Annotated in this window: 18 protein-coding genes, 1 tRNA gene and 2 pseudogenes; 18 read left to right on the forward strand and 3 right to left on the reverse strand. The window is 71.4% G+C overall.

Going from position 1 to position 25,797, the window contains the following annotated elements:
• The 4 genes and pseudogenes from J1C73_RS24440 to J1C73_RS24455 all read left to right on the forward strand — a co-directional run.
• Positions 1-585 (forward strand): annotated as a pseudogene (locus J1C73_RS24440) (RNA polymerase subunit sigma); the annotation flags it as partial.
• A gap of 138 nt (positions 586-723) precedes the next feature.
• Positions 724-3,105 (forward strand): HelD family protein, encoded by a 2,382-nt coding sequence (locus J1C73_RS24445; protein WP_207318301.1) that lies wholly within the window; start codon positions 724-726, stop codon positions 3,103-3,105.
• Positions 3,106-3,577: 472 nt separating this feature from the next.
• The gene (locus tag J1C73_RS24450) at positions 3,578-5,011 is read left to right on the forward strand and encodes an NAD-dependent malic enzyme (RefSeq protein WP_124284137.1); all 1,434 of its coding nucleotides are present in this window, start codon (positions 3,578-3,580) and stop codon (positions 5,009-5,011) included.
• A 342-nt stretch (positions 5,012-5,353) separates the two neighbouring features.
• Positions 5,354-5,635, forward strand: coding sequence for an HU family DNA-binding protein (locus J1C73_RS24455; protein WP_003968811.1), 282 nt, complete (start codon positions 5,354-5,356; stop codon positions 5,633-5,635).
• Between the two features lie 185 nt (positions 5,636-5,820).
• Here the strand turns inward: J1C73_RS24455 and murA are convergent, their stop codons facing one another.
• Positions 5,821-7,161 (reverse strand): UDP-N-acetylglucosamine 1-carboxyvinyltransferase, encoded by a 1,341-nt coding sequence (gene murA / locus J1C73_RS24460; protein WP_123471398.1) that lies wholly within the window; start codon positions 7,159-7,161, stop codon positions 5,821-5,823.
• Positions 7,162-7,435: 274 nt separating this feature from the next.
• Here murA and J1C73_RS24465 point away from each other — a divergent pair, with 274 nt between their 5' ends.
• From J1C73_RS24465 to J1C73_RS24505, 9 genes are all read left to right on the forward strand, one after another.
• Positions 7,436-7,996 (forward strand): YqgE/AlgH family protein, encoded by a 561-nt coding sequence (locus J1C73_RS24465; protein WP_207318302.1) that lies wholly within the window; start codon positions 7,436-7,438, stop codon positions 7,994-7,996.
• Between the two features lie 30 nt (positions 7,997-8,026).
• Positions 8,027-8,320, forward strand: coding sequence for a DUF3039 domain-containing protein (locus J1C73_RS24470; RefSeq protein WP_072484142.1), 294 nt, complete (start codon positions 8,027-8,029; stop codon positions 8,318-8,320).
• A gap of 230 nt (positions 8,321-8,550) precedes the next feature.
• Positions 8,551-9,855, forward strand: coding sequence for an extracellular solute-binding protein (locus tag J1C73_RS24475; protein WP_207318303.1), 1,305 nt, complete (start codon positions 8,551-8,553; stop codon positions 9,853-9,855).
• Positions 9,856-9,857: 2 nt separating this feature from the next.
• Positions 9,858-10,832, forward strand: a complete 975-nt coding sequence (locus tag J1C73_RS24480; protein WP_207318304.1) for a carbohydrate ABC transporter permease — start codon at positions 9,858-9,860, stop codon at positions 10,830-10,832.
• Positions 10,829-11,677 carry a carbohydrate ABC transporter permease gene (locus J1C73_RS24485; protein ID WP_207318305.1) on the forward strand — a complete coding sequence of 283 codons (849 nt, stop codon included), beginning with the start codon at positions 10,829-10,831 and terminating at the stop codon, positions 11,675-11,677. The genes J1C73_RS24480 and J1C73_RS24485 overlap by 4 nt, the downstream gene beginning before the upstream one ends.
• Before the next feature lie 4 nt (positions 11,678-11,681).
• Positions 11,682-13,316 carry a beta-N-acetylhexosaminidase gene (locus tag J1C73_RS24490; RefSeq protein ID WP_207318306.1) on the forward strand — a complete coding sequence of 545 codons (1,635 nt, stop codon included), beginning with the start codon at positions 11,682-11,684 and terminating at the stop codon, positions 13,314-13,316.
• Positions 13,317-13,625: 309 nt separating this feature from the next.
• Positions 13,626-14,522: an FAD binding domain-containing protein gene (locus J1C73_RS24495; protein ID WP_123471392.1), complete on the forward strand. Its 897-nt coding sequence runs from the start codon at positions 13,626-13,628 to the stop codon at positions 14,520-14,522.
• A complete protein-coding gene (locus J1C73_RS24500) occupies positions 14,519-16,147 on the forward strand; it encodes a 2Fe-2S iron-sulfur cluster-binding protein (RefSeq protein WP_207318307.1) in 1,629 nt (542 codons plus the stop codon). The genes J1C73_RS24495 and J1C73_RS24500 overlap by 4 nt, the downstream gene beginning before the upstream one ends.
• Positions 16,144-18,489, forward strand: coding sequence for a xanthine dehydrogenase family protein molybdopterin-binding subunit (locus tag J1C73_RS24505; protein WP_207318308.1), 2,346 nt, complete (start codon positions 16,144-16,146; stop codon positions 18,487-18,489). Before J1C73_RS24500 ends, J1C73_RS24505 begins: the two co-directional genes overlap by 4 nt.
• Before the next feature lie 65 nt (positions 18,490-18,554).
• On the opposite strand, the gene J1C73_RS24510 is transcribed toward J1C73_RS24505, so the two are convergent.
• A tRNA-Cys gene (locus J1C73_RS24510) sits at positions 18,555-18,626 on the reverse strand.
• Positions 18,627-18,808: 182 nt separating this feature from the next.
• Here J1C73_RS24510 and J1C73_RS24515 point away from each other — a divergent pair.
• The 3 genes and pseudogenes from J1C73_RS24515 to J1C73_RS24525 all read left to right on the forward strand — a co-directional run bounded on the left by J1C73_RS24515 (position 18,809) and on the right by J1C73_RS24525 (position 22,390).
• Positions 18,809-20,314 carry an MFS transporter gene (locus J1C73_RS24515; RefSeq protein WP_207318309.1) on the forward strand — a complete coding sequence of 502 codons (1,506 nt, stop codon included), beginning with the start codon at positions 18,809-18,811 and terminating at the stop codon, positions 20,312-20,314.
• Positions 20,287-20,457, forward strand: a pseudogene (locus J1C73_RS24520) (type II toxin-antitoxin system death-on-curing family toxin); the annotation flags it as partial. The gene J1C73_RS24515 and the pseudogene J1C73_RS24520, both read left to right, overlap by 28 nt.
• A 151-nt stretch (positions 20,458-20,608) precedes the next feature.
• Positions 20,609-22,390, forward strand: coding sequence for a DEAD/DEAH box helicase (locus tag J1C73_RS24525; protein ID WP_123471387.1), 1,782 nt, complete (start codon positions 20,609-20,611; stop codon positions 22,388-22,390).
• 118 nt (positions 22,391-22,508) lie between these two features.
• Here the strand turns inward: J1C73_RS24525 and J1C73_RS24530 are convergent, their stop codons facing one another.
• Positions 22,509-23,060, reverse strand: coding sequence for a hypothetical protein (locus J1C73_RS24530; RefSeq protein WP_123471386.1), 552 nt, complete (start codon positions 23,058-23,060; stop codon positions 22,509-22,511).
• A gap of 312 nt (positions 23,061-23,372) precedes the next feature.
• Here J1C73_RS24530 and J1C73_RS24535 point away from each other — a divergent pair, with 312 nt between their 5' ends.
• Together J1C73_RS24535 and J1C73_RS24540 are read left to right on the forward strand one after the other, a co-directional pair.
• Complete coding sequence (locus tag J1C73_RS24535) at positions 23,373-24,995, forward strand: WxL domain-containing protein (protein WP_207318310.1); 1,623 nt, start codon at positions 23,373-23,375, stop codon at positions 24,993-24,995.
• A 118-nt stretch (positions 24,996-25,113) separates the two neighbouring features.
• Positions 25,114-25,797 (forward strand): hypothetical protein (locus J1C73_RS24540; RefSeq protein WP_207318311.1); only part of this gene is annotated, 684 nt, incomplete at its 3' end.

Below are 25,797 nucleotides of genomic sequence, written 5' to 3' on the forward strand. Positions count from 1 at the left end.
CCCGGCGCCCGCCCGGTCCCGCACGTGCCCGCGCCTCCCTCGCCCCGGATGCTCGGCGAGCTGGTCGACGAGGTCGTGGCCGGGCGCGCCCGGCGCACCCGGCGGGGCCGGTATCTGATCGCTGCGGCGGCGGCCCTGATCATCGGCGGCCCGCTGCTCGCGGTGACGGCCACCGGCGGCGACCGGCCCGCGGCAAGGGCGGCGGACCCGCAGCCCGCCGGGCCCGCCGAGGACGCCTCGTTCCGCGGCATGAAGGAGAAGGTCCGGGCCACCGACCCCACCACCGAGGTCGACGCCACGATCGGCATGGGGCCGAAGGCCTGGGGCACCGACACGGTGCTGGAGCTGAAGAACGTGAGGGGCCCGCAGAAGTGCCGCCTGGTCGCCGTCTCCAGGACCGGCGAGGAGGAGGTCGTCACCTCCTGGTCCGTACCGAAGTGGGGATACGGCATCGAGGGCTCCACACACCCCGGCGCCACCTACCCGCTCTACGTCCACGGCGGGGCGGCGATGGCCCGGAGCGACATCGACCACTTCGAGGTGCGTACGTTCGACGGGAAGCGGCTGGTGAGGGTCGGTGCGTAGGGCTGTCCCGTGATCCCCGGCGGGCCGGTCCGGGCCGAAGCGCCGGCCGCCGAGATCACATGCTCGTGGCAGGTGCGCTACGGGCCTCGCGTCGCATAGGGTTGACGGCTGCCCAATGCACGTCAGAAGGGGGTCTCAGTGGCCGCGCAGGATGCCGCTGTCGATTCGTTGCGGGACCGGGAAATCGGTGTCGAGCAGGAACATCTCGACCGTGTTTACCACCGCCTCGAGGAGAAGATCCACGAGGCGGAATTTCTCATGAGTGATGCCGTCAAACGCGGCCAGGTCGGGACACCCGGAGCGCTCGCCGAGCGCGACGCCCAGGTGTTCCGGGCCGGAGTCCACCTCAACCGGCTGAACAGCGAGTTCGAGGACTTCCTCTTCGGGAGGATCGACCTGCTGCTCGGCAAGGACGGTGAGCGCGGCCCCGACGGCGCGTTCACCTCCGTGGAGCCGGCCGACGACGCAGTACGGGAGGACAGCACCGCCGATATCGCGGAGACGCTGCACATCGGCCGGATCGGGGTCCTCGACTCCGACTACGCGCCGCTGGTCATCGACTGGCGGGCGCCGGCCGCCGCGCCCTTCTACCGGTCGACGCCGAAGGAACCGGGCAGGGTGGTACGCCGCCGGGTCATCCGCTCCAAGGGCCGCAGGGTCCTCGGGGTCGAGGACGACCTGATGCGTCCCGAGCTGACCGCGTACCAGGAGGGTGAGAAGCTCCCCGTCATCGGGGACGGAGCGCTGATGGCGGCGCTCGGGCAGGCCCGCAGCCACACCATGCGGGACATCGTCTCCTCCATCCAGGCCGAGCAGGACCTGGTGATCCGGGCGCCCGCCGCCTCGGTCACCGAGGTCTCGGGCGGTCCCGGCACCGGCAAGACCGCGGTCGCCCTGCACCGTGCCGCGTACCTGCTCTACCAGGACCGGCGGCGGTACGCGGGCGGCATCCTCGTCGTCTCGCCGACGCCGCTGCTGGTCGCGTACACCGAAGGGGTGCTGCCCTCGCTCGGCGAGGAGGGCCAGGTCGCGATCCGTGCGGTCGGCTCGCTCTCGGACGAGGCGGCGGGCACGGCGGGCGCCACCACCTACGACGAACCGGCCGTCGCCCGGATCAAGGGCTCGTCCCGGATCCTCCATGTACTGCGCAAGGCGGCCCGCGGGGCGCTGGAGCAGCCCACGGTCCGGCCGGCCGCCGGGGGCGACGGCCAACTGGCTTTCGGGGAGGCGGAGGAGGCTCCGCGGGAGGCCGCCACGCCCACCCGGCTGCGGGTGGTGGCCTTCGGCGCCCGGACCGAGCTCAACGAGGACGAGCTCCGGCGCATCCGGAACAACGTCCTCAGCGGTACCGCACCGGTCAACCTGCTGCGCCCGCGCGCCCGCAAACTGCTGCTGGACGCGCTGTGGAGCAGGTCGTCCGGCCGGGGCCGCTACACCGATCCGGAGCTGGCCGCCGAACTGCGCTCGTCGTTCGACGAGGACGTCTCCACCGAGACGCCGTTCATCGAGTTCCTGGACGCCTGGTGGCCGGAGCTCACCCCGCGCGGGGTGCTCGCCGCGATGTCGGACGAGAAGCGGCTCGCCCGATGGGCGCGCCGGACCCTCAACCAGGGCGAGGTACGCCGGCTCGCCCGCTCCCTGAAGCGCCTCGACAGCGCGGGACAGGGGCCGCTGTCCGTCCACGACGTGGCGATGCTGGACGAGTTGCAGTACCTGATCGGCACCCCGAACCGGCCGAAGCGCAAACGCGAGTTCGACCCGCTGGACCACCTCACCGGTCTGGAGGAGCTGATGCCGCAGCGGGAGGAGACCCAGTGGGAGCGGGCCGAGCGGCTCGCGGCCGAGCGCACGGAGTACGCGCACGTCATCGTCGACGAGGCGCAGGACCTCACGCCCATGCAGTGGCGGATGGTCGGCCGCCGCGGCCGGCACGCCACCTGGACGATCGTCGGGGACCCGGCGCAGTCCTCCTGGTCCGATCCGGACGAGGCTGCGGCGGCGCGCGACGAGGCGCTCGGCAACCGCCCGCGCCGCCGGTTCACCCTGACCGTCAACTACCGCAACCCGGCGGAGATCGCCGAACTCGCCGCCAAGGTCCTCGCGCTCGCGATGCCCGGCATGGAGTCACCGGCCGCCGTCCGGTCCACGGGCGTCCGGCCGCGGTTCGAGACCGTACGGGACGGCGATCTGGCCGCGTCCGTGCGCGAGGAGGCGCGGCGGCTGCTCGGCGAGGTGGACGGCACGGTCGGTGTCGTCGTCGCGATGAACCGGCGGGCCCAGGCCCGCAAGTGGCTCGCGGAGCTCGGCGAACGGGTGGTGGCGCTCGGCAGTCTGGAGGCGAAGGGCCTCGAGTACGACGCCACGGTGGTCGTCTCGCCCGCGGAGATCGCGGACGAGTCCCCGGCGGGGCTGCGGGTGCTGTACGTCGCGTTGACGCGGGCCACCCAGCAGCTCACGGTCGTGTCGGGGGAGCGGGACCTGCCCGACGAGGACGGGGTGCCGGACCTGTTGAGGGACTGACGCCCACCGGCGGGGCAGCGGGCCGAGGAGCCTTTTTCGGGTCAACCTGCGCCGCGGGAATCACTTCTCCGGGGTGTTTGTTAGCCTGGAGTCGGCATCGGCCCGATCCAAGCCCCCGGGCCCAACCTTAGTCGCTTCGAGCGACCACTTGCCGCGAGGCGAGCATGGCGGGCCGGTGCCGCTTGACCGAAGAAGACAGACCCGCGTCACCTCCCGGTGACGCGGGTCTGTTTTTGTTTCACGGGGCCGGACACGGCCCGAATACGTCCGGGACGCGGGTGGGACGAGGGCCCCGTCGGGGGTTCCGCTGGAGCCCTCATATCTCGTATGGTGGAAAACACTTTCCGAAGTGCGGCAGTCATTACCGGCTACCCACCGGTAGGTGCGAATATCTGAAGGCGTGTGCGGGGCTGTTCTTGTTTGCAGCTCCGGCCGCGTAGCAATGAAGCTAAGGAAAGCGAAGGACTCGGCCATGGCAACGGCGCCCAGCGTCTCGTACTCGATGACGGTCAGGCTGGAGGTGCCCGCGAGCGGCACAGCGGTCTCCCAGCTCACCACGGCCGTGGAGTCCTCCGGTGGTTCGGTCACCGGCCTCGACGTGACCGCTTCCGGTCACGACAAGCTTCGGATCGACGTCACGATCGCGGCCTCCTCCACGTCGCACGCCGACGAGATCGTCGAAGGCCTGCGCGACATCGTGGGCGTCGTCCTCGGCAAGGTGTCCGACCGTACGTTCCTGATGCACCTCGGCGGCAAGATCGAGATGCAGTCGAAGCACCCCATCCGCAACCGTGACGACCTGTCGATGATCTACACCCCCGGCGTGGCCCGGGTCTGCATGGCGATCGCCGAGAACCCCGAGGACGCCCGCCGCCTCACCATCAAGCGCAACTCCGTCGCAGTCGTGACGGACGGCTCCGCGGTGCTCGGCCTCGGCAACATCGGCCCGATGGCCGCCCTCCCGGTGATGGAGGGCAAGGCGGCCCTCTTCAAGCGGTTCGCCGGCATCGACGCCTGGCCGATCTGCCTGGACACCCAGGACACCGACGCGATCGTCGAGATCGTCAAGGCGATCGCCCCCGGCTTCGCGGGCATCAACCTGGAGGACATCTCCGCGCCGCGCTGCTTCGAGATCGAGGCCCGGCTGCGCGAGGCCCTGGACATCCCCGTCTTCCACGACGACCAGCACGGCACCGCCATCGTCGTCCTGGCCTCGCTGACCAACGCGCTGCGCGTGGTGGGCAAGGACATCGGGGACGTGCGGGTCGTCATGTCCGGCGCCGGGGCGGCCGGTACGGCCATCCTGAAGCTCCTCATCGCCGCGGGCGTCAAGCACGCGGTCGTCGCCGACATCCACGGCGTGGTGCACTCCGGCCGCGAGGACCTGGTCTCCGCCGAGCCCGACTCACCGCTGCGCTGGATCGCCGACAACACCAACCCGGAGTCCGTCACCGGCACCCTCAAGCAGGCGGTCGTGGGCGCTGACGTCTTCATCGGCGTCTCGGCCCCGAACGTGCTGGACGGGACCGATGTCGCGGCCATGGCGGACGGTGCGATCGTGTTCGCGCTCGCGAACCCGGACCCCGAGGTCGACCCCGCGATCGCCCGCGAGACGGCGGCTGTCGTGGCCACCGGCCGCTCGGACTTCCCCAACCAGATCAACAACGTCCTGGTCTTCCCCGGTGTCTTCCGCGGACTTCTGGACGCCCAGTCCCGCACCGTCAACACGGAGATGATGCTCGCCGCCGCGCGCGCCCTCGCCGGCGTCGTCGCCGAGGACGAGGTGAACGCGAACTACATCATCCCGTCGGTCTTCAACGACAAGGTCGCCGGCGCGGTCGCCGGAGCGGTCCGCGACGCCGCCAAGGCGGCCGGCGCGGCTGTGACGGGTCCCACGTCCGTCTGATGTCCGGCGCGTCGCGGGTCGCGGCGCCCCAAACGCCCCTTTAGGGTGGGCGGGCGACGCGTCCCGCAGAGCCCCGCACCCGCTGCGGACCGCTTTCGGGGAGTCGACGGAACGTCACCACGACGAGGCAGTGGCGCTTTTCGTGTGACTCCGGAGGGTGCCGGATTGGCTTTCCCGCCGCAGGTGGGGGCAGGATGCTTTCCCAAGGACTTCGTCCGGGGGGAGACCCCACGGGGCGCGAGGGTTCTCACACGGACCCGAGTCCGGGGACTGTCCGAGGGCCCTGGCAGCATCGGCTTCGATCTCACGCCTCACAGGCAAGAAGAACACGGGAGTAACAACATGAACCGCAGTGAGCTGGTGGCCGCCCTGGCCGACCGTGCCGAGGTGACTCGCAAGGACGCCGACGCCGTGCTGGCCGCGCTCGCCGAGACCGTCGGTGAGATCGTCGCCAAGGGCGACGAGAAGGTCACCATCCCCGGTTTCCTGACCTTCGAGCGCACCCACCGTGCCGCTCGCACCGCTCGTAACCCGCAGACCGGCGACCCGATCAACATCCCGGCCGGCTACAGCGTGAAGGTCTCCGCGGGCTCGAAGCTCAAGGAAGCCGCCAAGGGTAAGTAACACCCCCTTTGCACGACGAAGGGCGGCCACCCCGACCAGGGTGGCCGCCCTTCGTCGTACGGGCCGCAGAACGCCGTTCTGGGCCGCTGAGGGCCGTGCGGGCGGGTGCCCGGCCCCGTGACGACGGACGAACGGGGGCCCGGGGCAGTGCCCCGGGCCCCCGTTCGGCCGTCCGCCAGTGCGTGTCAGACGAGTGAACCGCCCGGCAGCTCGACCTTCGCGCCGAGCTTCTCCAGCTTGTCCATGAAGTTCTCGTAGCCGCGGTTGATCAGGTCGATCCCGTGCACCCGGGACGTCCCCTGCGCCGCCAGAGCGGCGATCAGGTACGAGAAACCGCCGCGCAGGTCCGGGATGACCAGATCCGCGCCCTGCAGCCTCGTCGGCCCGGAGACGACCGCGGAGTGCAGGAAGTTGCGCTGGCCGAAGCGGCAGTCGGAGCCGCCCAGGCACTCGCGGTAGAGCTGGATGTGCGCACCCATCTGGTTGAGCGCCGAGGTGAAGCCGAGCCGGGACTCGTACACCGTCTCGTGGACGATCGACAGGCCCGAGGCCTGCGTCAGCGCCACGACCAGCGGCTGCTGCCAGTCGGTCTGGAAGCCGGGGTGCACGTCCGTCTCCAGCGCGATGGCGTTCAGCGCGCCGCCCGGATGCCAGAAGCGGATGCCCTCGTCGTCGATCTCGAAGGCGCCGCCGACCCGGCGGAAGGTGTTCAGGAACGTCATCATCGAGCGCTGCTGCGCCCCGTGGACGTAGATGTTGCCCTCGGTCGCCAGCGCCGCGGACGCCCAGGAGGCGGCCTCCAGGCGGTCCGGGATGGCCCGGTGGGTATAGCCGTCGAGACGGTCGACACCGGTGATCCGGATGGTCCGGTCGGTGTCCATGGAGATGATCGCGCCCATCTTCTGCAGTACGCAGATGAGGTCCTCGATCTCCGGCTCCACGGCCGCGTTGGACAGCTCGGTGACACCCTCGGCGAGCACGGCCGTCAGCAGCACCTGCTCGGTGGAGCCCACCGACGGGTACGGCAGCCGGATCTTGGTGCCGCGCAGCCGCTGCGGGGCCTCCAGGTACTGGCCGTCCGCCCGCTTCTCGATCGTCGCGCCGAACTGGCGCAGCACGTCGAAGTGGAAGTCGATCGGCCGGCCGCCGATGTCGCAGCCGCCGAGCCCCGGAATGAAGGCGTGGCCCAGCCGGTGCAGCAGCGGGCCGCAGAAGAGGATCGGGATGCGCGACGAGCCCGCGTGGGCGTCGATGTCGGCGACGTTCGCGCTCTCGACGTGGGTGGGGTCGAGGATCAGTTCGCCCGGTTCGTCACCCGGACGGACCGTCACGCCGTGCAGCTGGAGGAGCCCGCGGACCACCCGTACATCACGGATGTCGGGCACGTTGCGCAGTCGGCTGGGCCCGCTGCCGAGCAGCGCGGCGACCATTGCCTTCGGCACCAGGTTCTTGGCGCCTCGGACGCGGATCTCGCCCTCCAGCGGGGTTCCGCCGTGGACAAGCAGGACATCGTCTGTGCCGGTCATGAATCTCGCGTTCCGGAGTGGTCGGGCAGGGGGCCAATCGAAAGGGTAATGGCCGTGCGCCCCCCTTCCATAAGAAGGCGGGTGGTGTGCGAACGTCATGAATCCGCCACACCACGCTCCGCATCCTGGATCTTGCGGAGGGTCACCGTCCGGATGGGTGTCCGGCTGTGCGCTCCTTGTGCACCCGTGCGCCCTGAGCTGCGCTCGGGCACCCAGGGCGACGACCGGGGCACTTGGCCCCCGCGAAAGCCGAAGATGCGGGATCATTTCTGGCATGACCGAGGTGTCCTCGCTCACAGGGCGGCTGCTCGTGGCCGCACCCGCCCTGGCGGACCCGAATTTCGACCGCGCGGTGGTGCTGCTCCTCGACCACGACGAGGAGGGCTCGCTCGGCGTGGTCCTGAACCGCCCGACCCCGGTCGGCGTCGCCGACATCCTCGCGTCCTGGGCCGGTCTGACCGGTGAGCCCGATGTCGTCTTCCAGGGCGGCCCGGTCTCCCTCGACTCGGCGCTCGGTGTGGCGGTGATCCCCGGGAGCGAGGGTCCTCTCGGCTGGCGCCGGGTGTACGGGGCGATCGGCCTGGTGGACCTGGAGGCGCCGCCCGAGCTGCTGGCCGCGGCCCTCGGCTCGCTGCGGATCTTCGCCGGTTACGCGGGCTGGGGGCCCGGACAACTGGAGACGGAACTCTCCGAGGGCGCCTGGTACGTCGTCGAGTCCGAGCCGGGGGACGTCTCCTCGCCGCGCCCGGAGAGCCTCTGGAGAGCCGTCCTGCGCCGTCAGCGCAGCGAACTGGCCATGGTCGCCACGTACCCGGACGACCCTTCGCTCAACTGATCCCCCGGGCTTTCAGTACGCTTGGCGGTTATGAGCACTCTTGAGCCCGAGCGCGGGGCAGGTACGGGAACCCTCGTGGAGCCGACGCCACAGGTGTCGAACGGCGACGGCGACCACGAGCGCTACGCCCATTACGTCCAGAAGGACAAGATCATGGCGAGTGCCCTGGAGGGCACCCCCGTGGTCGCGCTGTGCGGCAAGGTCTGGGTACCGGGGCGCGACCCCAAGAAGTACCCGGTGTGTCCCATGTGTAAGGAGATCTACGAGTCCATGGGCGCCGGCGGCGACAAGGACAAGGGCAAGGGCGGCAAGGACAAGAAGTAGTCCGCAGCAGCAGAACCGACCTGTCCGGGAGAACCCCCGGGGCACGCAGCCGCGTGCCCCGGGGGTTCTTCGCCGTTCCGGGCCCGCCGGCGTCGCACGGGCCGCGTCCCCCGGTCACAGAGTGGTTGAGACCACTTGTCGGCGACTTCGTCTGGACCTACCCTCCTGCAAGTTGTGCAGAACGAAACGAGCGTTGCGCATGGTGCAACGTCTACCGGTAGGGGTCCCGGATGAAGCTTTCTGCCCGAATCGCCGCCCCGGCTGCGGCGCTGGTGCTGGCGGGTCTCACCGCCACCGCCTGCGCGCCGCAGACCTCCGACACCGGCGCCAAGGGGGACGAGAAGACCGGCACACTGCGCGTCTGGCTGTTCCAGGAGGTGGGCAACAAGCCCAAGGAGAAGGTCGTCGACGCCGCGGTCGCGGACTTCAGGAAGGCCCACAAGGGCGCGAAGGCCGAGATCGAGTACATACCCGTCGAGACCCGAGCCCAGCGCGTCAAAGCCGCGTTCAACGACCCCAAGAGCGCCCCGGACCTGATCGAGTACGGCAACACGGACACCGCCGGCTACGTGAAGGACGGCGGACTGGCCGATGTCAGCGCCGAGTTCGGTGCCTGGGCGGACGCCGAGGACACCGACCCGACCGCCAAGCAGTCCGTGACGGTCGGCGGGAAGGTCTACGGGGCCCCGCTCTTCGTCGGCGTCAGGGCGCTGTACTACCGCACCGACGTCTTCCAGGACTTGGGGATCGAGGCGCCCAAGTCCCAGGCGGAACTGATCTCCACCGCGAAGAAGATCCACCGAGAGAAGCCCGGCCTGTACGGACTCGCGGTGGGCGGCGCGTACACCTACGGCGCGATGCCGTTCATCTGGGCCAACGGCGGCGAACTGGCCGACGGGAGCGGCGCCTCGTACAAGGCCGCCATCAACAGTGAGAAGGCCCGCAAGGGCATCGCCGCCTACACCTCGCTCTTCGGCGACGCCAACTGCCCGGCCGCCAAGTGCGCCGCCATGGGCGGCAACGCGACCGTCACCGCCTTCGCCTCCGGCAAGGCCGCCATGGCCATCGGCGGCGACTTCAGCCACGCGGCCGTCGAGGCCGGCACGGTGAAGGGCAAGTACGCGGTCGTGCCGCTGCCGGGGGTGGCCGAGAACTCCGTCGCCCCGGCGTTCGCGGGTGGCAACAACATCGGCGTGCTTGAGAGCAGCGAGCACCGCACCCTCGCCGTCGACCTCATGAAGTCGCTGACCGGCAAGCGGACCCAGGCGAAGATGTTCGACGCGATGGGCTTCCTGCCGACGTACACGGACGTGCTGGCCGCGGCCGCGAAGAAGGAGCCGTTCGTCGAACCGTTCGTCAGGACCCTGGGCGCGGGCGCCAAGTTCGTCCCGGCCTCGTCGGCCTGGGGCCAGATCGACTCCTCGCTGATCCTGCCGACGATGTTCCAGGAGATCGTCAGCGGTCGCAAGGACGTGGCCGGCGCCTCGGACGACGCCGCGAAGAAGATGGACGCCGCGTTCGCCGACGCGGGCTGACGATGACGGCGAACAGCACGACGTACAAGACGTCCCGCGCACCCGGAGCGGACGGGAGTGGCCCCCGCCCGCTCCGGCGCCGCCCCGCGGCCTCCCCGGCCCGGCGGTCCGGCTGGACCCCCTGGCTCTACCTCCTGCCCGCGCTCGTCCTGCTCGGCGGGCTGCTGGTCTACCCGATCTACCAGCTCGGCCTGATCTCCTTCCTGGAGTACACCCAGGCCCAGGTGAGCGGCGGCGAACCGGCCACCTTCCAGGGGTTCGGCAACTACGCGACGCTCTTCCACGACAGCCAGTTCTGGCGGGTGCTGCTGGCCACCGTGGTCTTCGCGGCGCTCTGTGTGCTGGCCACCCTGCTGGCCGGCTGCGCACTGGCCGTCCTGCTGACCCGGGTGCGGGCCCTGCCGCGGCTCGCGCTGATGATGGCCGCGCTCGGCGCCTGGGCGACCCCCGCGATCACCGGCTCGACCGTCTGGGTCTTCCTCTTCGACGCCGACTTCGGACCGGTCAACCGGGTGCTGGGGCTGGGCGACTTCTCCTGGACGTACGGGCGCTACAGCGCCTTCGCGCTGGTGCTCCTCGAAGTCCTGTGGTGCTCGTTCCCGTTCGTGATGGTCACCGTGTACGCGGGCATCCGGGCGATCCCCACCGAGGTGCTGGAGGCGGCCGCGCTGGACGGCGCCTCCCAGTGGCGGATCTGGCGGTCGGTCATGGCGCCGATGCTGCGGCCGATCCTGATCGTCGTCACCATCCAGTCGATCATCTGGGACTTCAAGGTCTTCACCCAGATCTACGTCATGACCAACGGCGGCGGCATCGCCGGCCAGAACCTGGTGCTCAACGTGTACGCGTACCAGAAGGCGTTCGCGTCCTCGCAGTACAGCCTCGGCTCGGCGATCGGCGTCGTGATGCTGGTGATCCTGCTGGCGGTCACGCTGGTCTATCTGCGCCTGGTGAGGCGCCAGGGGGAGGAACTGTGAGCCTGCCGTCCCTGTTGCGCGTCCGCCGGCCGGGCCGGCTCGCCGCCGAGGCGGCGGCCCTGCTGATCGCCGCCGCCGTGGCCTTCCCGCTGTACTGGATGGTGCTCTCGGCCATCAAGCCGGCTGGCGAGATCCAGTCCACGCACCCCAGGCCGTGGACGCTCTCGCCGTCCCTGGACTCCTTCCGCCGGGTCTTCCAGCAGCAGGACTTCGGGCGCTACTTCCTCAACAGCCTGCTCGTCGCCGGCACGGTCGTCATCGTCTCGGCGCTGATCGCCTTCCTGGCGGCGACGGCGGTGACCCGGTTCAGATTCCGCTTCCGCACCACCCTGCTGATCATGTTCCTGGTGGCGCAGATGGTGCCGGTCGAGGCGCTGACGATCCCGCTGTTCTTCCTGATGCGGGACTTCGGCCAGCTCAACACCCTCGGTTCACTGATCCTGCCGCACCTCGCCTTCTCGCTGCCGTTCGCGATCTGGATGCTGCGCGGCTTCGTCAAGGCCGTCCCGGACGCCCTGGAGGAGGCGGCGTACATCGACGGGGCGAGCCGCGCCCGCTTCCTGTGGCAGATCCTCTTCCCGCTGGTCTTCCCGGGCCTGGTGGCGACCAGCGTCTTCTCGTTCATCTCGACCTGGAACGACTTCCTGTTCGCGAAGTCGTTCCTCATCAGCGACACCTCCCAGTCGACGCTCCCGATGGCTCTGCTGGTCTTCTTCAAACCCGATGAGAACGACTGGGGCGGGATCATGGCAGCCTCGACGGTGATGACCGTTCCCGTGCTGGTCTTCTTCGTACTCGTACAGCGACGCCTGGTCTCGGGACTGGGCGGAGCGGTTAAGGACTGACGTCATGGACATGGACCTGATCCCGGCACCGGTGCGCGTGGGTGACCAGGGGCGGTGCGGATTCGTCCTGGATCCGTCCACCACCATCACCGCGGCCCCCGGCACCGAGACCACCGAACGCTGGCTGCGCGCCACGCTCGGCGCCGCCTTCGGCCTGTCGCTCGCACCGGGCGGCGAGGGCGCCGCGCGCGCGATCCGGCTGCGGACCGACCCGGCCCTGGAGCCCGAGGGCTACCGGCTGACCACCCAGCCCGACGAGAGCGTCGTGATCACCGGCGGCGGTCCCGCCGGAGTCTTCTGGGGCGCCCAGACGCTGCGTCAGCTGCTGGGACCGGAGGCCTTCCGCCAGGCGCCCGTCAACGACGGCGCCCGGACCGGCTTCGGGTTCACGGACATCGAGGACGGCCCGCGCTTCCCCTGGCGCGGCATGATGCTCGACGTGTCACGGCACTTCATGCCCAAGACCGACGTCCTGCGCTACCTCGACCTCCTCGCCGCCCACAAGCTGAACGTCTTCCACTTCCACCTCACCGACGACCAGGGCTGGCGCATCGAGATCAAGCGCTACCCGCGCCTGACCGAGGCCGGCTCCTGGCGGTCGCGCACGAAGCACGGCCACCGGGCCTCCGAACTCTGGGACGAGACCCCGCACGGCGGTTTCTACACGCAGGACGACATCCGCGAGATCGTGGCGTACGCCGCCGCCCGGCACATCCGTGTCGTCCCCGAGATCGACATACCGGGGCACTCGCAGGCGACCATCACCGCCTACCCGGAACTCGGCAACACCGACGTCATCGACACCACCGCCCTCTCCGTCTGGGACAACTGGGGCGTCACCCCGAACGTACTCGCCCCCACCGACACCACCCTGCGCTTCTTCGAGGGCGTCTTCGAGGAACTCCTCGAACTCTTCCCGGCCGCCACCTCGCCGTTCGTCCACGTCGGCGGCGACGAGTGCCCCAAGGACCAGTGGAAGCAGTCGCCGACGGCCCAGGCCCGCATCAAGGAACTCGGCCTGGCCGACGAGGACGAGCTGCAGTCCTGGTTCATCCGCCACTTCGACAGCTGGCTCACCGCACGGGGCCGCCGCCTCATCGGCTGGGACGAGATCCTGGAGGGCGGGCTCGCCGAGGGCGCGGCCGTCTCCTCGTGGCGCGGCTACGCGGGCGGCATCGCCGCCGCCGAGGCCGGGCACGACGTCGTGATGTGCCCGGAGCAGCAGGTCTATCTGGACCACCGTCAGGACGGCGGCCCCGACGAGCCGATGCCGATCGGATACGTCCGCACCCTGGAGGACGTCTACCGCTTCGAACCCGTTCCGCCGGGCCTCTCCGAGGAGGCGGCCCGGCACATCCTCGGCACCCAGGCCAACGTCTGGACCGAGGTCATGCAGAACCGGGCCCGCGTCGACTACCAGGTCTTCCCGCGCCTCGCCGCCCTCGCCGAGGTCGCCTGGTCGGCCCTGCCCGCCTCCGAGGACCGGGACTTCGCCGGCTTCGAGCGGCGGATGGCCACGCACTACGCGCGACTTGACGCGCTGGGTGTCGACTACCGGCGGCCGGGCGGTCCGTTGCCGTGGCAGCGGCGGCCCGGCATCCTCGGACGCCCGATCGAGGGAGCGCCTCCGCTCGTGTGAGCCCGCGCGAAGGGAGCGGTTCCCGCCGCGGCGGGAACCGCTCCCTTCCGAGCCCTCTCCCGGTCCTCCCGCACTCTCCCGTGGAACGGAATAAGTCGTACAAGCTTCGCTGAATAGTGGCAATTCGCACTCTGCGCCGAAGAGGTGCGAATCGGGATCTTCCCCCTGGCCAGGGACGGATACTCCCTTCGCGGACCCTCGCGTCGGGCCGGTCCGAAGATGTGCCAGAGTTGCCACGTCCAGGCTTTGAGCACGTACCGTACGGCGAAACAGACGGGACAGCCGGGACACCGGGAAGGGGCAGCTGGGTTGACCACGCAAGCACCGCAGGCGGCGCAGTCCGTCACGCTGCCTGCCTCGCTGGACGAGGCCGTGGCGGCACTCGGCGCCATGCCTGCCGCCGTCCCCGTGGCAGGCGGCACGGACCTGATGTCGGCTGTCAACAAGGGCCTCCTGCGCCCCTCCGGGCTGGTCGGCCTCGGCCGGATCAGTGAACTCCGGGGCTGGCACTACCAGGACGGCCACGCCCTGCTCGGCGCCGGACTCACCCACGCCCGCATGGGGCGCCCCGACTTCGCCGCCCTCATCCCCGCCCTGGCCGCGTCCGCGCGCGCCGCCGGCCCGCCCCAGATCCGCAACGCCGGAACGCTCGGCGGCAACATCGCCACCGCCGCCCCGACCGGCGACGCCCTGCCGGTGCTCGCCGCGCTGGAGGCCGAGCTGGTCATCGCGGGACCCGGCGGCGCCCGCCGCGAGATCCCGGTCTCACACCTGCTGGCCGGCCGCGAGATGCTGGAGCCCGCCGAACTGATCGGCTTCGTCCGCGTTCCCCTGCTGCACGCCCCGCAGGTGTTCCTCAAGGCGACCGGACGCACCGGCCCCGGCCGGGCCACCGCCTCCGTCGCGATCGTCCTCGACCCGGCCCGGCGCGGAGTGCGCTGCGCGGTCGGCGCCATCGCGCCGATGCCGCTGCGGCCGCTGGAGGCCGAACGCTGGATCGCCTCGCTGATCGACTGGGACGGCGAACGGGGCCTGGCGCCCGACGCGCTGGCCGCCTTCGGCGAGTACGTCGCCGCGGCCTGCATCCCGGACGAGCCACCGCCCGCCGACGGGGGAGAGGCGCCACCGCTGTCCCCCGCAGTACTGCACCTGCGGCGCACCGTCGCCGCGCTGGCCCGACGCGCGCTGGGGAGGGCACTGTCGTGAGCAACGAGAACCACACCGAACAGCACGGGGGATGGGAGCCGACCCCCCAGAGCGGCGAGTACGACGCCGACGCGACCGCCTTCGTCCACCTGCCGCCCGAGGACCTGGCGAACATCCCGCTGGCCGCGCCCGGCCAGGGCTACGTACCGCCGATGATCCTCCCGCTGACCCCGGCCGCCGGGCTCGACCCCGCGGCCACCGGCAGCTGGGGCGCCCAGACACCGGACCAGCAGGCCCAGCCGGAACGCGGCACGCAGACGGAGCGGCCGGCCCCCGAGTCGGTGCACTGGCCGGACCCGAACCAGCAGCAGACGCCGTACGGATACCCGCAGACCCCGCACCAGCCGCAGGCGTCCGGGGGGCAGTATCCGGACCGGTACCGCGAGAACCCGGCCGACACCGGCCAGTGGAACTTCGCCGAGTCCGCCGAGGCCACAGGACACACCGGCCAGTGGCAGATCCCGGTCGCCGACGGTGATCTCCCGGAGGAGTCCGGCGAGTTCTCGGCCTCCGCGCTGGCCGCCGGCTGGTACGCGGAGCGGACCCCGCCGGCCACCCTGCCCGGCGGCGCGCCCGCGCCCTGGGCGACGCGGGAGCCGGAGCCCGTGGCCGGGGACGACACCCCGCCGCAGGGGACGGACCCCGGCGGGGCACCGGACGCGCCGGACGGCACCGCGGAAGGGGACGTGGACGCAGCCGCGCCGCTCCCGGAGCCTTCCGACGGCGCGCACGAAACCGCGCACGAAACCGCGCACGAAACCGCGCCCGACGCCGCGCACGAAGTCCCGCCGGAGGCCGCCCTCCAGGACGCGCCGCAGCACGGCACGGAGCACCCCGGCACGGCCGAACCGGTCGCCGAGGCGGCACCGGACGCCGGTACGGCACCGGATGCCGAGGCCACGGACGCCGAGTCGGCGCCGGAAGCCGAGGCCGCGGACACCGGTGCCACGGACGCCGATGCCATGGACCTCGGCGCCGCGGACCCCGACGCCGCCCCGGCCGCTGCCCTCGACCTGCCCAGCGAGCACCCCTCCGCCTCGTACGTGCTGCACGTGAACGGCGCCGACCGCCCCGTCACCGACGCCTGGATCGGCGAGTCACTGCTCTACGTGCTGCGCGAGCGCCTCGGCCTCGCCGGCGCCAAGGACGGCTGCTCGCAAGGTGAATGCGGCGCCTGCAACGTCCAGGTCGACGGCCGTCTCGTCGCCTCCTGCCTGGTCCCCGCGGCCACCGCGGCGGGCAGCGAGGTCCGTACCGTCGAAGGTCTCGCCGTCGACGGCGAACCGTCCGACGTCCAGCGGGCGCTGGCCGACTGCGGCGCCGTCCAGTGCGGCTTCTGCATCCCCGGAATGGCCATGACGGTCCACGACCTGCTGGAGGGCAACCACGCCCCCAGCGAGCTGGAGACCCGTCAGGCGCTCTGCGGCAACCTCTGCCGCTGCTCCGGCTACCGCGGCGTGCTCGACGCCGTGAACGAGGTCATCGCGGGACGCGAGGCCGCGGCCGAGGCGGCCTCGGCACCCGCCCCGGAACCCGCGGAACAGGACGAGGCCCGCATCCCGCACCAGGCGGCCCCCGGCGCGGGTAGTGTGCAGGCCCATCTGCAGGACGGAGGCATGGCGTGAGCAACGACGCAGCCACCGCGGCCGGCGCGACCCACACGGCGATCAGCATCCCTTCACTGGACGGCCCCGACGGCCCCGGGACCGAGCAGCCGCTGCTCGGCCTGGGCGCCTCGCTGCCGCCGGCCGACGCCCGCGCCAAGACCGAGGGCACCTTCCCGTACGCCGCCGACCTGTGGGCCGAGGGACTGCTCTGGGCGGCCGTGCTCCGCTCTCCGCATCCCCATGCCCGCATCCTGTCGATCGACACCTCGGCCGCGGTCGAGATGCCGGGCGTCCGAGCGGTCGTCACCCACGAGGACGTCCCCGGCGAGAGCGCCTACGGACGCCGCGTCGTGGACCGCCCCGTCTTCGCCTCCGACCTGGTCCGCCACCACGGCGAGCCGATCGCCGCGGTCGCCGCCGACCACCCCGACACGGCCCGGCTGGCCGCCGCCGCCATCGCCGTCGAGTACGAGGTGCTGGAACCGGTCACCGACCCGGAGAAGGCCTTCGCCGCCGAACCGCTGCACCCCGACGGCAATCTGATCCGCCACATCCCGCTGCGCTACGGCGACCCGGAGATCGTGGGCGAGGTCATCGTCGAGGGCCTGTACCGCATCGGCCGCCAGGACCCGGCGCCGATCGGCGCCGAGGCCGGACTCGCCGTACCCCGCCCCGACGGCGGCGTCGAGATCTACACCGCCTCCACCGACCCGCACACCGACCGCGACCTGGCCGCCGCCTGCTTCGGCCTCGAACCGGACCGGGTGAAGGTCGTCGTCACCGGCGTCCCCGGCGCGACCGGCGACCGCGAGGACCCCGGATTCCAGCTCCCGCTGGGCCTGCTCGCCCTGCGCACCGGCTGCCCGGTCAAACTGGCCGCCACCCGCGAGGAGTCCTTCCTCGGCCACGCGCACCGCCACCCGACCCTGCTCCGCTACCGCCACCACGCGGACGCCGAGGGCCGCCTGGTGAAGGTCGAGGCACAGATCCTCCTCGACGCGGGCGCGTACGCCGACTTCTCGTCCGAGTCGCTGGCCGCCGCCGTCGCGTTCGCCTGCGGCCCCTACGTCGTCCCGCACGCCTTCATCGAGGGCTGGGCCGTCCGTACGAACAACCCGCCGTCCGGCCATGTCCGGGGCGAGGGCGCGATGCAGGTCTGCGCCGCGTACGAGGGCCAGATGGACAAGCTGGCCGCCAGGCTCTCCATCGACCCGGCCGAGCTGCGGCTGCGCAACGCGCTGTCCACCGGCGACATCCTGCCCACCGGCCAGACCGTGACCTGCCCCGCCCCCGTCGCCGAACTCCTGCGTTCGGTGAGGGACTTCCCGCTCCCCTCGCTCCCCAAGGACTCCCCGGAGGACGACTGGCTGCTCCCGGGCGGCCCGGAGGGCGCGGGCGAGCCCGGCGCGGTGCGGCGCGGGGTCGGCTACGCGCTCGGCATGGTCCACATGCTCGGCGCCGAGGGCGCCGACGAGGTCTCCACGGCCACGGTCCGGGTCCACGACGGGGTCGCCACCGTCATCTGCGCCGCGGTCGAGACGGGCCAGGGCTTCTCGACGCTGGCCCGCCAGGTCGTCCAGGAGACCCTGGGCATCGAGGAGGTCCATGTCGCCTCCGTCGACACCGACCAGCCCCCGGCGGGCCCGGCCACGCACGGCCGTCACACCTGGGTCTCCGCCGGAGCGGTCGAACGCGCCGCGAAGATGGTCCGCACCCAGCTGCTCCAGCCGCTGGCCCACAAGTTCGGCATGTCCACCGAGCTGCTCCAGATCGCCGACGGCAAGATCACCTCGTACGACGGGGTGCTGTCCACGACCGTCACCGAGGCGATGGACGGCAAGGAGCTCTGGGCCACCGCCCAGTGCCGCCCGCACCCCACCGAGCCGCTCGACGAGTCCGGCCAGGGCGACGCCTTCGTCGGCCTCGCGTTCTGCGCGATCCGCGCGGTGGTGGACGTCGACATCGAACTCGGCGCGGTCCGCGTCGTGGAGATGGCCGTCGCCCAGGACGTCGGCCGGGTCCTCAACCCGTCCCAGCTGGCGACCCGGATCGAGGCGGGCATCACCCAGGGCATCGGCGCCGCGCTGACGGAGAACCTGCGCACCGCGCGCGGTCTGATCCGGCACCCCGACCTGACGGGCTACGCCCTGCCGACCTCCCTCGACGCGCCGGACATCCGCATCGTCAGACTCGTCGAGGAACGCGATGTGGTGGCCCCCTTCGGCGCCAAGCCGGCTTCCGCGGTCCCCGTGGTGACCTCCCCGGCCGCGGTGGCCGCCGCGGTCCGCGCGGCCACCGGCCGCCCGATCAACCGCCTCCCGATCCGGCCCCAGGCAGCCGTCGCGGCCGCCAAGTCCTGACCGCCGCCGGACACACGGAAACCGCCCGCCCCTGCGTACGAGGGGCGGGCGGTTTCCGTATACCGAGGCCGTGACCGGATTCGAACCGGTGTAACTCGAGTTGCAGTCGAGCCCCTGAGCCTCTCGGGCACACGGCCGTGCGTTGTTCTCGTCCCGACCGTATGCCCCGGGGGTCCCGGCGCCAAGAGTGCCGGCCGCCCCGCAACGCGACTGCCATACGGCGTTCACGAACGACCGGCCGGTCCTACGACCAAGGGACCAGAACGGGAGTGACTCTGGACAGGGTCCATGGCGGGTTTCGCCCCTTACTCTAGGGTTCATGACCGCCCTGGAACCGCGTGACGCCGAGGTCTCGGCCCGCACCGAAGACACCGATGACCTGCATGAGACCGTCGTCGCCGCAGCACCGGAAGGGGTGCTCGGGCGGACCTATCGGGCACTCAGCATCGGCATCGTCTCCGTCGTGTTCCTGATCGCCTTCGAGGCCACCGCGGTGGGGACCGCGATGCCGGTCGCCGCCCGCGAACTGCACGGCATCCCGCTGTACGCGTTCGCGTTCTCCGCGTACTTCACCACCAGCCTCTTCGCCATGGTGCTCTCCGGGCAGTGGGCCGACCGGCGCGGGCCGCTGGGGCCGCTCGCCGCCGGGATCAGCGCCTTCGGGGTGGGCCTGCTGCTGTCCGGGACCGCGGGCACCATGTGGATGTTCATCGCGGGGCGGGCCGTCCAGGGGCTCGGCGGCGGGCTGGTGATCGTCGCGCTGTACGTGGTGGTCAGCCGGGCCTACCCGGAGCAGCTGCGGCCGGCGATCATGGCCGGGTTCGCGGCCAGCTGGGTGATCCCGTCCGTCGTCGGGCCGCTGGCCTCCGGGAGCGTGACCGAGCATCTGGGCTGGCGCTGGGTCTTCGTCGGCATTCCGGTCCTGGTGGTCTTCCCGCTGGCGCTCGCGCTGCCCGCGATCCGGCGGATGGCATCCGGACCCGCCGATCCGGCGGCGCCCGTCGAGCCGTTCGACCGCCGGCGCATCGCGCTCGCGCTGGGCATCTCGCTGGGTGCGGGACTGCTCCAGTACGCCGGGCAGGAGCGGAACTGGTTCTCGCTGCTGCCGGCCGCCGCGGGGATCGCCCTGCTCGTCCCCGCGGTCCGCGGTCTGCTGCCCCCGGGCACCGGCCGCGCGGCGCGCGGGCTGCCCTCGGTGGTGCTGCTGCGCGGGGTGGCGGCCGGGTCGTTCATCGCCGCCGAGTCGTTCGTGCCCCTGATGCTGGTCACCCAGCGCGGCCTGTCCCCGACGATGGCCGGGCTGTCGCTCGCGGCCGGTGGCGGTACCTGGGCGCTGGGTTCGTATCTGCAGTCCCGGCCGCGCCTGGAGCCGCACCGCGAGCGGTTGATGGTGGGCGGCATGGTGCTGGTCGCCGCGGCGATCGCGGCGGCGCCCGCCGTGCTGATCGACGGGGTGCCGGTCTGGACGGTCGCCGCGGCCTGGGCCGTCGGCTGCCTCGGCATGGGCACGGTGATCGCGTCGACCAGCGTGCTGCTGCTCAAGCTGTCCGCGCCGCAGGAGGCGGGAGCGAACTCCGCGGCCCTGCAGATCTCCGACGGACTCTCCAACGCCCTGCTGCTGGCCGCCGGCGGCGCGGCGTTCGGCGCGCTCGGCGGGGGAGCGGTGGGGGCCGTGCACGACGCCGTCGACGCGGGTGCGTCCGGCTCGCACCCGGGGGCGTTCGCGGTGGTGTTCCTGCCGATGGCGGGGGTCGCGATGGTGGGGGCCTGGGTGGCCACGCGGGTGCGGGAGCGGACAGACGCACCGCCTGGCAGTCGTGCGTGACCTTCCTCGCGATGAACGGGGTCGATCTCCGTCCGGGTGCCGACGCGGCGGAACGCCTGGCCATCGCCGTGGCCACGGGGGAGACGGACGAGGTGAAGGCCGTCTCCCGGGGGCTGCGCGACCTGGTCGCCGACCACGTGTGAGAGCCGTCGCAATTCGCCCCGGGGTGGCGGAGTCCAGGGCGGACCGCACCCCGCCCCCCGGTAGGGTGGCCCGGTTGTCGTATCGCGTGCGTGCCCGTCCCGGCCCGTGCGGACAGCACCCCACGTACCCGAGAGACCCGAACCGGAGACCGTGACTACTACCGCCTCCCACCACCTCTCACCCGCCTTTCCCGGCCGCGCCCCCTGGGGTACGGCCGGCAAGCTGCGAGCCTGGCAGCAGGGCGCCATGGAGAGGTACATCCAGGAGCAGCCGCGCGACTTCCTCGCGGTCGCGACCCCCGGCGCCGGCAAGACCACCTTCGCGCTGACCCTCGCGTCATGGCTGCTGCACCACCACGTCGTGCAGCAGATCACCGTCGTGGCGCCGACCGAGCACCTCAAGAAGCAGTGGGCGGAGGCCGCCGCCCGGATAGGGATCAAGCTCGACCCCGAGTACAGCGCCGGCCCCGTGAGCAAGGAGTACCACGGGGTCGCGGTCACGTACGCGGGTGTCGGGGTCCGCCCGATGCTGCACCGCAACCGGTGCGAGCAGCGCAAGACCCTGGTGATCCTTGACGAGATCCACCACGCCGGTGACTCGAAGTCCTGGGGCGAGGCGTGCCAGGAGGCGTTCGACCCGGCGACCCGCCGGCTCTCGCTCACCGGTACGCCGTTCCGCTCCGACACCAATCCGATCCCCTTCGTCGTGTACGAGGAGGGCAACGACGGCATCCGGCGGTCCTCGGCCGACTACACCTACGGCTACGGCAACGCGCTCGCCGACGGCGTCGTCCGCCCGGTGATCTTCCTCAGCTACAGCGGGAACATGCGCTGGCGCACCAAGGCCGGTGACGAGATCGCCGCCCGGCTCGGCGAGCCGATGACCAAGGACGCCATCGGGCAGGCCTGGCGCACCGCGCTGTCGCCCACCGGCGACTGGATCCCCAATGTGCTCAGCGCCGCCGACAAGCGGCTGACCGAGGTCCGCAAGGGCATTCCGGACGCGGGCGGTCTGGTCATCGCCACCGACCAGGAGTCCGCGCGCGAGTACGCCAAGATCCTCAAGAAGGTCACCGGCGAGAAGGCGACCGTCGTCCTCTCCGACGAGAAGGCCGCGTCGAAGAAGATCGATCAGTTCACCGACGACGCGTCACGCTGGATGGTCGCCGTCCGCATGGTGTCGGAGGGTGTGGACGTGCCGCGCCTCGCGGTCGGTGTGTACGCCACCACCATCTCGACGCCGCTCTTCTTCGCCCAGGCCGTCGGCCGCTTCGTGCGCTCCCGCAGGCGCGGCGAGACCGCCTCGGTCTTCGTGCCGACGATCCCGATGCTCCTCGACTTCGCCAACGAGATGGAGGTCGAACGCGACCACGTCCTCGACAAGCCCAAGAAGGGCAGCGACGAGGAGAACCCGTTCGCCGAGGAGGACAAGCTCCTGGCCGACGCGGAGAAGCTGGAGGACGAGGAGACCGAGGAGCAGCTGCCCTTCGAGGCCCTCGAATCCGACGCGGTCTTCGACCGGGTGCTGTACGACGGTGCCGAATTCGGCATGCAGGCGCACCCGGGCAGCGAGGAGGAGCAGGACTACCTCGGCATCCCGGGGCTGCTCGAACCCGACCAGGTGCAGCTGCTGCTCCAGAAGCGGCAGACCCGGCAGATCGCGCACAGCCGCCAGAAGCCGGCCTCCGAGGCCGATCTGCTGGAGAAGCCGGCCGGCGACCGGCCGGTGGTCACGCACAAGCAGCTGCTGGGGCTGCGCAAGCAGCTGAACACCATGGTGTCGGCCTACACGCACCAGAGCGGCAAACCGCACGGGGTCATCCACACCGAGCTGCGGCGGGTGTGCGGCGGGCCGCCGAGCGCGGAGGCCACCGCCGGGCAGATCGAGCAGCGGATCAAGAAGGTCCAGGAGTGGGCCACCCGTATGACGTGAGCCCGCCGGAGCACGTGGGCACCGGCCCGGGGCAGTGGACAGCCGTCCTCGCCCCGGGCCGGCGTCATGAGCGGGCCGGCTTCATGAGGTCGATGCCGGCGTCATGAGCGGGCCGCCGCTACCAGACGAACGGTGCGGACTGGTTGGTCGTCGCGACACACGGCACGGTGGCCGACGTCGGGGACGAGGCCACGATCTGCAGCGACCAGTTGGTGGTGCTCGGGGGAGCGGGCAGCACCACGGAATTGGTGCTGTCCCCGGCCGCGAGGGTGCCGGAGGTGAGCTTCAGCGGGCCGAGGGTGATCGGGTTTCCGCCGCTCAGACCGGGGTTGGTCTTCGCGGAGAACTGGACCTGACTGGTGACGCCGCCCGAGGTCTTGGTGAGCTTGAGCGTCGTCGTGATGCTGTTCGGGTCGGCGCTCGTGCCGGCCGGCATGGTGATCGCCGTGGAGGTGATCTTGATGGTCTTGCTCGTGCCCGAGTCGGCGGCGGTCAGGGTGGCGAGACCGCTGCCCCAGGAGCCGCAGTTGTAGCTCGCCGTAGCGGTGAGCGGGGCGACGGCCGAGGCCGTCGGGGACGACAGCGCGAGCATCGCGCCGACGGAACACGCCGCGCCCAGTACCAGCGGCAGGCGTCTTCGGCTCGGGGTGTGGCCTGAAGAGATTGACATGACGGGTGGAACTCCTTCCGGTTTGAATTCCGCAGACTCGCTGTACCAGCCGTAATCGCTGTGTGCTCGCCGTACTTGCTCGATTTGCCGTACATGCGGATCTGCGTGCCGGGCCCGGCATGTCGGGTGCAGTGAAACGGTGATCTTCGAAGATGTCAACAGATGTGCAGGAAACGCGTGCTGAAATGCTTTTCGGGCATTTCCGAAAGGATCAATTCGCTCTCTCTTGACTTCTCTGCACCTGACCTCCTCAATGTGCGCAATCAATGGGCCATGAAAGGGTGTCAGGTGATCCGACGACGAAGACCCGGGGTGACCGGTCTGCTCGCTGCCTGCTTCGTGCTGTCGCTGGGCTGTGTCGGGGCCGCCGCGCCGCTTCCCCCGCACCTCGCCACGTCGGTCGCGGCCGGCACGGTCGACCCGACCGTCCACTGCATCCTGCCCGCGGGGCAGGGTGAGGCGACCGGGCCGCAGAAGATGACCGTCGAGCTGTCGCCCGCGGTCGTCGCCCCGGGCGGCAAGGTGCACGCCAAGGTGACGCTCGGGGCGTCGCCCGCCACCAGTGCCATCGCGCTGGAGGACGTGCCGACCATCCCCAGCCTCGACCTCGCGATGTCCGGCGGGGCCACCGGCACCGTCACCGTGCGGGGCGCCGAGTTCACCATGGACGTCCCGGCCGGGGAGCCCATCGAGATCCCGGAGTACGAAGGCGACTTCCTGGTTCCGGTGGACGCCTCCGGTGAGATCTCGCTCGCTCCGGTCCGCACCCTGACCCAGACCAAGGTGCTCGGATCGGTCTTCGAGACACCGTGCGACGTCGTCGGCGACGTGGGCAGCGTCGGCACCGTCACGGCGGAGGGTTCCGCTTCCGAGCCCGCCACCCTGACCGCCCCCGCCGATCCGGTGCGTCCGAACACCGCGGTCAAGCTGCGCGGTTCGCAGTGGACGCCGGACGCCTCCCCCGTACCGTCGCTCTGCTCGGTGGGCGGTGGCGGCTGCGATCCGCTGAAGTTCGTCTCGCACACCCTGAGGATCGATTCCTACGGCACGCTCACCGGCACCGCGACCCTCGGCGAGGCCGGGGCGGTGCCCGACGGCAGATACGAGGTGAAGGTCAACGACGGCACGAAGGAGGCCACCGCGCCCCTCACCGTCAAGGCCGTCGCGGCCGGCAACCGGGAGATCTCGCTGTCCTCGGACAGCGGGCCGGTCGGCAGCGTGGTCACCGTCAGCGGCCGCAACTACAACCCGGACCGCTGGATCAACGTCATCGGCCTCGATGCGGCGGGCACCGGGCTCGACGACAGCGCCGTCTACGTCAAGAGCGGCCCGGACGGCACCTTCGCCGTCGAGTTCACCGTCATCTCGGATGCCGTCGTCGCCGTCCAGGCCGACGAGGGCAACGACCCGGCGACCGTCCGCACGGCGCCGTTCACCGTCACCACCGAGGGCGGCGGTGGCGGCGGCGGTGAGAGCGAGCAGCGGCTGACCACCGAGGTCAGGGCCGGGACGCTGTCCATGACCCAGGCCGGTGACACCGTCGACTTCGGTACCACGGTCCTGGGTACGGACACCGGGGTGCAGAAGGCCCGGCTCAACCGGGTGGAGGTGGAGGACGCCCGCGGCGTCAACAGCGGATGGTCGCTGACCGCCACCCTCACCGGCTTCAGGAGCGCCGACGGGCACACCATCCCGGCCGACGCCGTGCGGTGGACACCGGCCTGCACCGCGCAGTCCGGGAGCGTGGGGGCGCCGGTGGCCGGATCGCCCGCCGCGCTCGGGAGCGAGGCGGCGAGCCTCTGCCGGATGAATCCGGACGGATCACGTCCGTTCACCGGCGGCCGGTTCGACGCCGATGCCGGTCTCTCGCTCACCGTTCCCGAATTCACCCGGCCCGGAGATTACAGCGCCACCCTCACCCTGACCCTGCTGTAACGGGGTCGCTGGGAAAACCCTTCCGGACGCCCGTCTGCTCCATACGGCAATGGAGCGGACGGGCGTTTCTCATTCCGCATTCGGACCAGTCGCATTCCGCTTCCTTTGGAGGAGCCGTATGTTCGCGCATCGCAGACCCATCGGTACGAGAAGGCAGGGTGGATCGGCATTACGCCGCGCGGTCGCCCTCGGCGCCACGACCCTGCTCGTCTGGACCGGCGGATCCGCCGCCCTGGCACCCCTCGCACACGCCGGCACGGTCACCCCGACCGTCCACTGCACCCTGCCCGCCGGTCAGGGCGAGGCGACCGGGCCGCAGGAGATGAACGTCGTCCTCACCCCCGACGTCGTCGACCCGGGCGGCAAGGTCCACGCGAAGGTGACGCTCGGCCCGTCCCCCGCCACCAGCGGGCTCAGCCTCAGCGACGTGCCCACCACCCCGAGCATCGACCTCGCGATGTCCGGCGGCGCCACCGGCACGGTGACCGTCACCGGACCCCAGGTCTCCCTCGACGTCCCGTCCGGGAAGCCGATCGAGATCCCGCCGTACGAAGGGGACTTCATCATCCCCGCCAATGCGAGCGGACCGATCTCCTTCACCCCGCTGCGCAATCTGACCCGCACGAAGGTGCTCGGCTCCAACTACGAGACACCGTGCGTCGTGACGAGCGGCGGCGGGTCCATCGGCACCGTGATCGCGGAGGGCAGCGCCGGGCAGCCGGCCACGCTGATCGCCCCCACCACCCCGGTGCGGCCGTCCACCCCGGTCACCCTGGCGGGCAGCCGGTGGACCCCGTCCGCC

Origin of the sequence: Streptomyces laculatispora (assembly GCF_017353455.1) — a bacterium.
GTDB lineage: Bacteria > Actinomycetota > Actinomycetes > Streptomycetales > Streptomycetaceae > Streptomyces > Streptomyces laculatispora.